The sequence below is a fragment of the uncultured Veillonella sp. genome, from assembly GCF_905209685.1.
Lineage (GTDB): Bacteria > Bacillota > Negativicutes > Veillonellales > Veillonellaceae > Veillonella.
In genome coordinates this window covers 1-12,984 of the sequence record NZ_CAJLUB010000039.1, presented here as the reverse complement: position 1 = coordinate 12,984, position 12,984 = coordinate 1, and the positions used below count along the sequence as shown (strand labels likewise).

The following is a 12,984-nucleotide window of genomic DNA, read 5'->3' as shown; positions in this document are numbered from 1 at the left end:
GGCCAACGGATCATCCTTGTAACGAGTGTAGTGCTTGTAAATCGATTTTGAGCGGCCAGTCCATGGATGTTCTTGAAATCGACGCTGCATCTAATCGTGGTATCGATGAGGTACGTGCCCTTCGTGAAAGCGTCAAATTCATGCCAGTTGAAGGCCGTAAAAAGGTGTTCATCATCGACGAAGCACATATGCTCACAACTGAGGCGTGGAATGCGCTTTTAAAAACTATCGAAGAGCCACCGGCTCACGTTATGTTTATCTTTGCTACTACAGAAATTGAAAAATTGCCTGTTACTATTGTGTCTCGTTGTCAGCGCTATACCTTTAGACGCATTACGTCTGATGATATCGCACAGCGTTTATCCTATGTAGCGGAAAAGGAAGGCTTTGGCTTAGATCCTGCAGCAGCACAACTCATCGCTGTCCATGCAGACGGCGGTTTGCGCGATGCGTTGAGTATCTTAGACCAATGTGCCGGTATGGCAACAGGTACTATTACGCCCCGAGTAGTAGAAGAACTGATCGGTCTTGTTAGCAAAGAATGGATTATTCACTTCCTGGATGCGTTGCGCAACGGGGATGGTCCCAAATTGTTGTCCTATATCCACGATGCCTTAGCAGAAGGTCGTGATGCGACGCAGATTATGGAAGCCCTCATTCAGCACGTGCGGGCCTTATTAGTTGGTAAGGTCGCACCTGATGCGGATGAGCTCAAGGTGTATGATGCCTTTAAGGCTGAGTTTTTAGCTCAAGCTGAAAGCATCGATTTTAATGAGCTTAATCAATATGTGCGCAGTGTGCAATCCATCATGAATGATGCAAAACAAGTGGATAATCCACGAACTATCATTGAAATGGGCCTTTTAGTGCTTTGTGCTAAATTAGGCTCTGTTGATGAAAGCTTAGAAGACCGTGTGTACGCATTAGAGTCTTCAGAAAGATCTGAACGGAATGATTTATTGAACCGCATGGCTCAATTAGAACAACGAGGCCCAGCTGTCGCAACTGCACCTGCTTACGGTGCCAATGCTTTTGGCCCGCCAAGTGGTTATGCCAATAGCTTTGTTCCTGTAGATCATACTGCTACTGTACAGAGTACTCCAATGAGTAGTGAACAAAATGCTACTGTTGGTACAGTACCACCTCCAAGTGGCGTAGGAATGACACCACCACCTACGAATGTAGGCATGACGCCTCCACCGCTAGGAGCGCCTGGTAGCACACCACCTCCTATGAATGGAGTGGGCATGGCTCCTCCACCGATGGGCGGTGTTGGGATGGCGCCACCACCAAGTACTGGGAGTGAGCCACAACGACCTACGAGGAAACAAGCCACAGGACGTGGTAAAAAAGGTGTTAGTACGCAGGCTATTATTAGTGATCAAATCTTATCGGCTCAAGAGTATCGCAATGTACAGGCCAATGTCATTAAATATTTGAAGGATAGCAATCGCAATATGACCTCTACCGTTATCGGTCAAGGTCAGCTGGTATACGTAGACCAAAGTAAAGCGGTAATGGCCTTTAAAAATACATTGCACCTCAATGTGATGACCAACGAAGTTAACTTGGCAGAAGCGGCAGATGCTTTCACCTATACACTGGGCTATCCAGTACATGTAGAGATTGTTGATGCCCTTACACAAGTCTACAAAGACTATAAAAAGGCCTCTGGTAGTACGACGCAGCGCCAAGTAAAAGCGCCGAAACGTCCACCAGAACCAATGGTTGATGTGCAGAAGACCTCTGGCGGTCAACCAACGCAAATGGATTTAACAAATCCATCAGCACCACAAGGAACTAATAATGCACCAGTGGAAAATAGCTCAGCAGGAGCTAATAGAGCTCAAGGTAGTAGCGCGTCACAAGGCAATGTACAGGTTGACGGTTCAATCACTGACGAACAATCTAGTAAGCCTGATTCTGCAGCGGTAGATGCAGCAAAGGCGGCAGCCTTAGCATTCTTAGCGAAGAAAACAGGCGGTGCAGCAGTAAGTGATGCAACTAGCGCTGGCACGAGTGAGACTACAGCAGCAAAAGCAGGTTCAGATGTACCAATTACATCCTTTGATGGCGGTTCTATGGTACAGGTACCAGATGGGGAGATTCCTATCGAGTCTTTAGCAGGTTCTATTGAAGGGGATGATATTCCAGTTCATTCCTTTGATGATGTGCCTGTAGACGATATGGAGGAAGCCTATGTATCATCTCTAGATGATATGCCGCCACATCCATTAGATAGTGTCACTGTTATTAGCGATGATGGGGAAGTCTTAGAACGCCCTATGGATAGCGGTGCGCATATTGAGGTAGAATCTGTCCCAAAGTCTGATGGGGGCGAACAACAGGGAACCCCTTATCAAAGTGATGATCATGATATGCTTTCACAAGCACCTATTGAAGTAGCGCCCATCGATAGCGTGACGGTGGCTCGTGAATACGCATGGGATCCAGAGCATATGACGGAAGAGGAGCGAAACAATCCTCTCTTGGCAGAAACATTAGAGAAATTATCTGAAGACCACGACATTATCGTCGAGGTCATCGAAGAATAAATTTTTGAGTATACCTGTTGGTCCTAAGGCCGTAGGTGACACATATGTTAAAATCTATGTCGCATGTTAGAGTTATGGGCATAGACAGTTAGTAAGGACAAGGTCCTAAAAGGAGGAAATACAATGTTTGGTAAAGGTATGGGCAATATGGCTGGCATGATGAAAAAAGTTCAAAAAATGCAAGCAGATATGAAGAAAATGCAAGAAGAATTAAAAACTCGTACAGTAGAGGCTTCCGTTGGTGGCGGTGCTGTAACAGTTGTAATGAACGGTGAAAAAATCATCGAGTCTTTGAAATTGAACCCAACTGCAGTTGATCCTGAAGACGTAGAAATGTTAGAAGATTTAGTAATGGCTGCTGTAAACGAAGCTAGCAAAAAAGTAGACGACCTCTTGGCTCAAGAAATGGGCAAAGTCACTGGTGGTCTTAACTTGCCAACAGGTTTATTCTAAATGACAAACGCTTTAGAACGGCTCGTAGAGCAGCTGCGCCGCTTACCGGGTATCGGCTCCAAGTCGGCTAGACGCTTGGCCTATCATTTGGTAGAAATGCCGAAGGAAGAGGTAGACCGTCTCGTGGAAACCATCGTAGAAGCGAAGGGGGCTACGCGTCACTGTTCTATTTGCTTTAACTTATCAGCTCAAGATCCATGCGAATTCTGTAGCAATCCAAACCGGGATCAAACGACGATTATGGTCGTTGAAACATCTCGCGATGTGATTGCTATCGAGCGCAGTGGTGATTATAAGGGCTTATATCACGTGTTGGAAGGCGCTTTGTCCCCTATGGAGGGCATCGGTGCTGACGATATTCGCGTAAAAGAATTGATTGCCCGCCTTCGTGATGGTGTCGTACAAGAGGTTATTCTCGCTACTGACCCAGACGTAGAAGGGGAAGCGACAGCTCTCTATTTGGCGCGCTTGTTAAGCCCAAGTGGCATTAAGGTAACGCGTATTGCCCGCGGTGTTCCTGTGGGTGGCGATATCGAATATGCCGATGAATTAACATTAGGCGGTGCCGTAGTGAACCGCCAAGAAATGAAAGGATAATATGGGAGCTTTATTAGCATCACCGATTATTTCGGCGGTTGTATCCGTTGCTGTAGCCTACATTGCTTTCAAAGTAGCATTTTTCACCATTAAACGAGTGGCTATGAATGCAGTAACTGGTATTTTGACGTATTTAGTATGCGTTCATATCCTCAATATTCCTATGGATATTGGTTTGGGCGTATGGGCTTTAACAGCAATTCTAGGCCCTATTCCAATGCTCATTGCTGCCGGATGGTACGGCTTTTTAAAATAGGAGGACCTCATGCTTATCAATCGTGAACAACAACGCGTTATTGATGAAGTTGAACAGAATATCCTCTTGTTAGCGTCCGCTGGGACGGGAAAAACGAATACACTTGCTTATCGAGTGGCTCACCTCATCGAGGGCGGCTATGCGAAGGCGGAGAATATCTTGTGTATGACCTTTACGAACAAGGCGGCAAACGAGATGAAAGACCGCATTCAATCGCTCGTAGGCAGTCCTGCAAAGGCTGTGGAGATTAGTACGTTCCACAGCTTTTGCTTTTTCGTGCTCCAACAAGAGGGCAAGCGCAATGAAACCTTATATACAGACGTAACCATCTTTGACGAAGAGGATTGCAAGGAATTGTTTGAACCGTATCGTCCAGGTAAATTGCGAGAAATGTCCTTTGCCAACATCATCAGTATGGTAAAAGAATATCGCTCCTTATATGGGTTCTATTCTGATGATCTCGTAGGCGATTATAAACAAACTATTGAGCGTTTACAAAAGGAACAACGTCCTGCTATTGAGCAACAGTTCTCTAGCTTTGGCAATGTTTTGTATAGTGAACTCCATGACTTCTTGAACCATGGTCACGAATGGATTGCTGCTTATGATGAAAGCTTAGCTTCTGTGCACGGTCTAGATTTTACGGACCTTATCTGTGGTGTTCATCGTCTATTCCAAGACCCTGTAGTTCGGGAGCGTTGGCGTAGCCGTTACAATTATATTTCGGTAGACGAAATGCAAGATACAGGTGTACTAGAGTATAAGGTTCTCGAAATGCTCTGGGAAGGTAATCACGTTCTCTTATGTGGTGACTATTTCCAAACCATATACGAATGGCGTGGGTCTGATCCGTTCCGCTTGCTCAAGCAATTTGATGCGGACTTTAAGCCTTTAAAAATTATTTTTTATGAAAACTATCGCTCTAACTGGACGCTCTTTACGATGGCTTTCAAAACATTGCAAAATATGTTCCCTGATCTGGTCGGTTCCATCTATATTGAATTGCCTCGTGCCAATAGTGAAAGAAAGGGTAAGCCCGTCCTCATTAAAGGCTGTAAAAACAGTTATTTAGAGGGCCGCTATATTTACGAAGCTATCTGCGCCTTGCCAAAGGATGCTAACATTAGCGTTTTAGTACGGGATAATAAAAAGGCGCAGCGTCTGAGCGACTCCTTTGAACGCCTGAACAGCGAAAAGCCTGAAGAGGAACGCCGTCACTTTATGATTATCGACGAGTTCAAATTCTTTAGACGTCAAGAAATTAAGGACGTTATGGCTTACTTCAAATTGCTCATGAACCCGAACGACTCCGTTAGCGTTAAGCGGATTATTAAACGTTATGTTGCTGGCATCGGTGACGCTCGTATCGCCGCTATTGAAAGCCCAGAAACTCGTCAAGTAGGCTTAAAATTAACAGACTTTATGGATATGCCTATCTTTGAGGCAGAGCCTTATGCAAAACTCGTTAGTGGCTTAGAGAATCATGAGGTTGTAGTATACGATGTGGAAAGTACTGGTACCGATACGTCCCAAGACCGCATCATTCAAATTGCAGCCATTCGTATCGATGAAAATGGACAAGTGTTAGAGACCTTTGAACGCTTTATCAACCCCGGTGTGCCTGTGGGACAATCCGAAGAGGTGCATGGCTTCTCCGATGCGTATTTACAAGAGCACGGCGAAGACCCAGCTACGGTGCTACAAGCCTTTAAGGAATTCTCTAAGGGTGCTATCATCGTAGGTCACAATGTAAATTATGATGTGACCATCTTTACCAACGAATTGGCACGTCATAATTTAGGAAATCCTCAGTTCAAGGCGATTTATGATACCTTAGATATTTATCGTCGTTTTTACCCTAATTTGCCAAATCATAAATTGGGCTTCCTAGCATCCGAGTTCCCTATCCATCATGAGCCTACGCACAATGCGATGGACGATATCTTGGCCACTGCACAGCTTTTAATCTATGCGGTGAAAGAAAATATCGTGCCTACCACAACAGGCCGTATGGTGGCGATTAACAAATATAAAGCGGCTTTCACCAATATTGCGTCCCAAATGGCGACCTTGCGGAGAAAGGCCTATACGGAATTGCCAACGAAGTTATTGGCGTACATTATGAACCAAATGGGGGTTCTAGAGTACTACAAATCCCATGGGGAATCGGCGAAGGTAGAGCATATACGGGATCTATATCGCATCATGGAAAAACTAGATGCAGCCTATGAAGGCCCAGCCGGGTTAGCTCGATTAAATCAAATCTTGCAGATGGCGGCCCTTACAGCCGGTGAGCCTGCCCAACAGGTACGCAATGAAGATCGCATTCCAATCATTACCATCCACCAAGCTAAAGGTAGCGAGTTTGACCACGTGTTCTTGGCAGGCCTCAATGAAGGAACCTTCCCTAGTCCTTTTGCTATTGCAGAAGGTCGTGAAGACGAAGAAAAGCGCTTGTTCTATGTGGCTATTACACGACCTAAACAAGAGCTGACTATTACCTTTGAACAAACGAATATACGTGGCCGAGCTGTTCAACCAAGCTCGCTACTTAACTATATGCCACGAGACCCTGAGCTCGTAGAAAGGAGATACTAATGGCCCGAAAAACACATCGTCCAGATGATATTTTGTGGACCGTAACAGCTGCAGATATAGAGGCTACACATAGCGAGAAACAAGATATTACACTTGGTGCGGTACTAGATACTAAATATCCTCGAAAGTCCTTAGTCAAGCTATTTGAGGAAAAACTAATCCACATCAACGGTCATAAGGCAACGCCAAAGGATGTTATCTCCGAAGGTGATGAGATTTGGATTGCTATGGCGAAGGAAAAAATCGATTACGAACCAATTGAAATGGATCTACATATCCTATATGAAGATGATGATCTCCTCATTGTAGATAAGCCTGCTGGTGTGACAGTAAACTCTAAAGACCAAGTATCTCTTGCTAATGGTGTAGCATACTATTTTAAAGAGAATGGTATTAAGCGGAAGGTTCGTTTCTTGAATCGCTTAGATAGAGATACGACGGGCTGTATCGTGATTGCTAAAAGCGGTTTAGCCCAAAGTCTTTATCAACAGCAAATGGACGATAATACCTTTGAAAAGTGGTATATGGCCACTGTTGAAGGTATTGTAGAAGCTGATGAAGACTCTTTAGTATTACCTATGGATCGTAGTACTGATGGTATTCATTATGAAGTCAATCCAAAGGGGAAGGAAACGCGTACCGATTTTTCCGTCCTATGTAGACATTCTTCACAGCCTGTGGATAACTCTGTGCATAAGTTGGTAAAATCTGTGGATATAGCTCAAGAAAATGTGGATATAGAATTACAAAATGTGGATAAACATGGTGTAAATGTGGACAAATCTGTGCATAACTCATCAAAATGTGGATATACTGAGGTTTTAGTTCGTTTGTACACAGGGAAAACACATCAAATTCGTGTAGCTTTCAGCCATATAGGTCACCCTCTTGTAGGGGATACATTATACGGTGCACAACCAACGGGGCAGCCCTTCCAATTGCGTGCTCAGAAGGTAGTATTTACACACATGCGCACAGGGGAGCGTATTACGGTTACCGCGTAATTTGATCTGATTACATAATTGTTAACAATAAATCTGTCCTATATATTGTGAAGTCACAATACATCAAACATTCTAATTGAGAATTGAGAATTATTGATAATTCAGTAATTGCAATGATTTTATAAAAATTTTTCAAAAAAAATAATGACAAATGATAATCGATAAGCTATAATAAGAACATAGATAAATCGATAGGCTTCGATTTGTAGCTTAGTGAAATGAATGTAAGAGGTGTAGTATGATTTTGCAAGAAAATAGTGCAGCACGTAATCGGGGAATTACGCTTGCCAGTATAAAAGGTATTATAGGTAACGTCGTTCTCGTTATCTTTAAAATGATTGTAGGCCTTGCGTCTAACTCCATCGCTATCATCCTTGATGCGGTGAACAACTTAACGGATGTATTGTCCTCTGTATTGACTATCGTTGGTACAAAATTAGCCGCTAAAGGGGCCGATAAGGAGCATCCATTTGGACATGGTCGCATAGAATATATGACTACCATGGCAATTGCCTTCATCATCCTTGGTGCAGGTATCGGATCTCTTAAAGAATCTATTGATAAAATTCTTCATCCTGAGGTGTCTACCTTTGATATTCCAAGCCTCATTATCATCGCCGTTGCGATTGTGGTGAAAGTTGTGATGGGCCGCTATATCAAGGCACAAGGCGAGAAATACAAATCTGATGCGCTTGTAGCGTCTGGTATAGATGCGCTCTTTGATGCGGTAATTACCTTTGCCACATTAGTATCTGCAGGCTTAGTATTCTTCTTTAACTTTGATATTCAAGGTTATGTTGGTGCAGTGATCTCTGTTTTGATTTTGAAAGCTGCTTATGACATTTTAAAAGAAATGTATAATCACTTGCTTGGTGTTCGTGCAGATGATAACTTAATCCGTGATATTAAAGAAACCATCGCTCAACATCCAAATGTAGGTGGTGTATATGACTTGGTTTTGAATAGCTACGGACCTGGTGAAACAATTGGCTCTGTACATATTACCGTACCAGATACGATGACTATGGCTGATATTCATCCTTTGACAAAAGGTATTGCTGTTCATCTTTATAAAAAATTTGGTATTAATATGACCGTTGGCGTCTATGCTGAAAACCAACCAAGTGTGGAAGTGCTTGAAATTAGACAAGCTCTTGACCAAGTTGTAAGCTTATATACACATGTTGTACAAGTACATGCCTTTTACGTACACGAAGAGAAGAAAGTTATCTACTACGATATTATCTTTGACTTTGACGAAGAAGATCCACATGGTACATTAGAAAAAATTAAAGCAGAAATGCAAAAACGCTGCCCTGACTATGTACAATTTGCTATTGTAGATACAGACTTTAGTAACTAATAGAATAAAAAGGCTTTAACCGATAATCGACGAAATAAATTTCGCCAAGAAATGGTTAAAGCCTTTTCTTTTACTAGTTGATAGATTTAGCTATACTATAAGTAAGAGAGATGGTGATTCTATGTTACGGTGGATAAAGAAACATTATATTGTAAGTTTTATTGTTTTCCTTATTCTTGTTTTGTGTGCTTTGCACTTTAGTGGTACGAGAAATGAGACACGTATTTTGTCGAAACAAGGGGTAATTCTAGAGAAAAATATTACAGTTGATCTTAATCGTAATCCTAATGCAACCGTGACAGTTATAAATGCAAGCAATTACTCTGAATCCTATGTTGTTAATGTATTGCCTATTATGACAGAATATAACTGCTATATTTTCGACTCTCTTATCGTTAATGATGAATTATATCTGCTTGCACGTTCTAATGCTGCAATTTCAAATATGAATTTGTATTCACTATTAATTTTTAAGATTAATGATACATCTTTAAGCTCTAATGTTATTGGATATGAATTCGATAAATTCTCCGCTTCACTAGACTATATAGATGGTAAAATTATAGCTTCTAATGGGAGCGCTAAATATATCTTAAGTCCTGATTTATCTGCTAGCAAAATAGTGAATACAGACTCGATTTCTGTTCAAAATAAGAATGTTAGTAAACATGGTATAAAGAAGGATAAAGTAATATCAGACTCTTTAATTCCTAGAGATTTATACATGAATGGTAAGGCAGGCGATACCTATTTGCTTACTGTTAGTCCTCTTAACTATGCGAAGCCTAACATGAATTTACCATTTGAATTTTTAAAAGCTGAACAGTATTATGGTATACCTATATATGAAAATATGATGGTATTCTGGAATACTAATACAGATGAGATGGAGTTTTATAATAACTTGAAGTCTATAGATTCCTTCAATATCAAATATATGGATATGAATTATAATACTGAAAGATTTGAACATTGGAATCAGGTAATTAAGAATACAAGTTCTACAAAGTTAGACTAACTTGAAATTTATGCACTAAGTGAATATAATATATTGTATAAAATATAATTTGTTTAGGGAATCCTATATGAGGAGAGATAGAATGAAGAAATTTGCTCTTACAACACTAGCTGTAATGGCGGCCGTTGGTGTGTTGGCGGTGCAGCCTGCAGATGCGAAGAAGGTACAACAAGATTCTATAGTATCACCTATTGAAATGCCTATGAATGATGAAATTCAACAGGTTAATGGTGTATCCAAGTCTACCAATAAAGAAACACAACGTTTATCCAATAAGTTAGCTGATGCTACGAGAGTGATGATTAAGAAGAATTGGAAGACCATCTATATTAAAGCAGTGCCTACAGGAGATAAAGCAGCTGTACGTTTCTATTACACAGATAAAAATGGTCAAGTCTATAATGGCCAAGTCATTAGAAATACAGGCCTATCTAAAAGCAAATATATGACTGGTTCTTTGCGCCAAGTTGAAGCGTTACAAGAATTGGTAAACCATTTACAACAGAATGGTCAAGAGGTACCATCCTCCATTGATCTTATCATTACCCAAGGCGGATATCGTACTAAGACGATCTTCAATTATGGTGAAGATACAAGAAATCTACCAGCTTATCAACAACAATATGAACAACAAAACTTCCCTACTATGAAGTAATAAAAAGCCCGTGCTATGCACGGGCTTTTGTGTTAGATGATGTAATCGTCAGAATCATCTTTTTTAGGTTTTTTGTAAATTTCTTTTACACCAGCCATTTCGATAAGTTCTTCGCTAAGAGCATCTTCATCGTCCGTATTAAGCATGGAGTAGAAGGCCCAGAGGATAACGAACCAAATTGGTGTAAATAAGAGGGCAATTCGAGTGTCTTCGTTTAAGGCGAGAATGCCTAAGATGAAAACAAAGAATGCAAGGATGATGTAGTTCATCACAGGGAATAGAGGCATTTTAAATTTAGATTGTGCCGCTAATTCAGGATTTTTCTTGCGATATTTGAGGTGACAAATAACCATCATAGCCCAAATAAAGATGAAGCAGAATGTAGAGATAGAAGTAATCATAACGAATACTGCTTCTGGCATGACATAGTTGAGGACAACCGTAATCAATAGTACCGCAGCAGAGAAGATTGTTGCTTGGTATGGTACGCTGCTGTGCGTTAAGCGACGCATAGAGCTTGGCGCATGGCCGCGTTTAGCAAGGGCGTAAATCATGCGGCCTGTACTAAAGATACCAGAGTTTGTAGCAGATGCAGCAGATGTAAGAACTACGAAGTTTACGATACCTGCAGCGGCTGCAATACCAACTGCTGTAAACACGGCTACAAATGGACTAGCAGATGGGTTAACGGCTGTCCAAGGGTAAATGCTCATGATGATGGCCAAAGAGCCCACATAGAACAAAATAATGCGTAATGGGATGTTATTAATCGCCATAGGAATAACCTTTTCAGGATCTTCTGTTTCACCAGCTGTCAAACCTACGAGCTCGATGCCTGTGAAAGCGAAAACAACCATTTGGAATGATAAGATAAAGCCCATCGTTCCGTTCGGGAACCAGCCACCATAATTCCACATATTACTAAAAGCGGCAACACCCGCATCTGTAGTAAAGCCTGTGACAATCATGATGATACCGATGATAATGAGGGAGATGATGGCAATTACCTTAATCAAGGCAAACCAGAACTCCATTTCACCGAAGTATTTTACAGCTGTTAAGTTCATTAATAGCAATGCCACTAAGACGACAAGGGCGGGTATCCATTGAGGCAGCCACGGTATCCAGAACTGCATATAGAGGCCTACGGCTGTTAAATCGGCCATGGCTAGTGAAAGCCAACAGAACCAGTATGTCCATCCTGTGATAAAGGCTGCTCGATCACCTAAATAATCTTCTACGAAATCGATAAAGGAGTGGTGATTCAAGTTGGATAATAACAATTCGCCTAATGCTCTCATGATGAAGAAGCAGATAATACCTGTAATAAGGTAGGCGAAAATAATGGATGGACCTGCCAAGTGAATGGCACGGCCGGAGCCTAAGAACAAGCCTGTACCGATGGCACCGCCGATGGCGAGCAACTGTACGTGCCGGTTCTTAAGGCCCCGTTTTAACTGATGCGTATCAGACATAGTAAAGACCTCTTTTCTACAAACTATCTACAAATATAAAAAGCCATGGATGACCATAGCTTTTATAATCTATAGAATCTATAAAACTATTTTCTTATAATACAGTATCTATTGTAAAAAGTCAAATGTATTTATACAGTAGACATATATTAGAAATAGTATTATTTATAAGTAAAGAGTAGTTGTTTATACCTTCAAAATAATACTTTTTCATATATGATATCGAAAATTTGCTATAATGATACATAGATTATATTTTACGTAAAACTGTGGAGACTATATGAGACGACAAGATCGCAAGGTTACAGATATAGATGAAATTAAGGGCATTTTAAATAGTACTCGTATCATTCACCTGGGCATGATGGATAATGATTACCCTTACGTAGTACCCCTACATTTTGGATATGAATTTATAGATGAAGTACTTTATATTTATGTACATGGCCATTATGAGGGGAAAAAGTTTAGTTTGATTCAAGCGAATCCACATGTATTTATTGAAATTGATGGTAGCGATGAGGCACTTGTTTCAGGTGGAGATATGCCTTGTAAATATAGTTCAGTTTATTCCAGTGTCATGGGACGAGGGGTGGCGACTTATTTAGAAAGTATTGATGAAAAGGCTCATGGATTACAAGTTTTGATGGACCATCAAACAAATCGTGAATTTGCTTTTACGGAAGCCATGGTAAACTCTGTAGGCGTAGTTCAAATTAAAGTGGTGGACTATACTGCAAAAAGACGAAGACAACTTGAAGAAGATACTATTATGCCGCCATTAATTAAATAATGACACAACAATCCTATTGAACTCTATTATGATATAGCGTTCAGTAGGATTTTTTATATTGAACCTAAGCATTAGATACATCATTTGGTTGTGACGATGCTTTCACAAAAGAACAGATAAAAGTTTTATGAAGTAGCTAGGGCAACAGAACAGGGGACCTATTTTTGATATAAATAAGAAAATATATCATTATATGTGTGGAGTATATTATAAATTT

At 41.0% G+C, this 12,984-nt stretch carries 11 protein-coding genes; 10 read left to right on the top strand and 1 reads right to left on the bottom strand.

Annotation, left to right across the window (positions count from 1 at the left end; all coding sequences use genetic code 11):
- The 9 genes from dnaX to QZ055_RS04475 form a co-directional block, all read left to right on the top strand.
- On the top strand, positions 1 to 2,555 hold a 2,555-nt coding region (gene dnaX, locus QZ055_RS04515), incomplete at its 5' end, for a DNA polymerase III subunit gamma/tau (RefSeq protein ID WP_295824936.1).
- Between the two features lie 123 nt (positions 2,556 to 2,678).
- On the top strand, positions 2,679 to 3,008 hold the full coding sequence (locus tag QZ055_RS04510; RefSeq protein WP_008602262.1) for a YbaB/EbfC family nucleoid-associated protein: 330 nt from the start codon (positions 2,679 to 2,681) through the stop codon (positions 3,006 to 3,008).
- On the top strand, positions 3,009 to 3,605 hold the full coding sequence (recR, locus tag QZ055_RS04505; RefSeq protein ID WP_004694915.1) for a recombination mediator RecR: 597 nt from the start codon (positions 3,009 to 3,011) through the stop codon (positions 3,603 to 3,605). It begins immediately after the preceding gene.
- Between the two features lies 1 nt (position 3,606).
- Positions 3,607 to 3,861 carry a hypothetical protein gene (locus QZ055_RS04500; protein WP_005385224.1) on the top strand — a complete coding sequence of 85 codons (255 nt, stop codon included), beginning with the start codon at positions 3,607 to 3,609 and terminating at the stop codon, positions 3,859 to 3,861.
- Between the two features lie 9 nt (positions 3,862 to 3,870).
- Positions 3,871 to 6,459 carry a 3'-5' exonuclease gene (locus tag QZ055_RS04495; RefSeq protein WP_295824935.1) on the top strand — a complete coding sequence of 863 codons (2,589 nt, stop codon included), beginning with the start codon at positions 3,871 to 3,873 and terminating at the stop codon, positions 6,457 to 6,459.
- A complete protein-coding gene (locus tag QZ055_RS04490; RefSeq protein ID WP_295824934.1) occupies positions 6,459 to 7,463 on the top strand; it encodes an RluA family pseudouridine synthase in 1,005 nt (334 codons plus the stop codon). Before QZ055_RS04495 ends, QZ055_RS04490 begins: the two co-directional genes overlap by 1 nt.
- A 238-nt stretch (positions 7,464 to 7,701) precedes the next feature.
- Positions 7,702 to 8,826: a cation diffusion facilitator family transporter gene (locus tag QZ055_RS04485; RefSeq protein ID WP_295824933.1), complete on the top strand. Its 1,125-nt coding sequence runs from the start codon at positions 7,702 to 7,704 to the stop codon at positions 8,824 to 8,826.
- 121 nt (positions 8,827 to 8,947) lie between these two features.
- Positions 8,948 to 9,844 (top strand): hypothetical protein, encoded by an 897-nt coding sequence (locus QZ055_RS04480; RefSeq protein WP_295824932.1) that lies wholly within the window; start codon positions 8,948 to 8,950, stop codon positions 9,842 to 9,844.
- A gap of 82 nt (positions 9,845 to 9,926) precedes the next feature.
- On the top strand, positions 9,927 to 10,499 hold the full coding sequence (locus tag QZ055_RS04475; RefSeq protein WP_295824931.1) for an immunity protein YezG family protein: 573 nt from the start codon (positions 9,927 to 9,929) through the stop codon (positions 10,497 to 10,499).
- A gap of 32 nt (positions 10,500 to 10,531) precedes the next feature.
- Here QZ055_RS04475 and QZ055_RS04470 read toward each other — a convergent pair whose 3' ends face one another.
- A complete protein-coding gene (locus QZ055_RS04470; RefSeq protein ID WP_295824930.1) occupies positions 10,532 to 11,974 on the bottom strand; it encodes an amino acid permease in 1,443 nt (480 codons plus the stop codon).
- A gap of 280 nt (positions 11,975 to 12,254) precedes the next feature.
- On the opposite strand from QZ055_RS04470, the gene QZ055_RS04465 reads away from it, so the two are divergent.
- Positions 12,255 to 12,767, top strand: a complete 513-nt coding sequence (locus QZ055_RS04465; protein ID WP_295824929.1) for a pyridoxamine 5'-phosphate oxidase family protein — start codon at positions 12,255 to 12,257, stop codon at positions 12,765 to 12,767.
- The last annotated feature ends 217 nt before the right edge of the window (positions 12,768 to 12,984 follow it).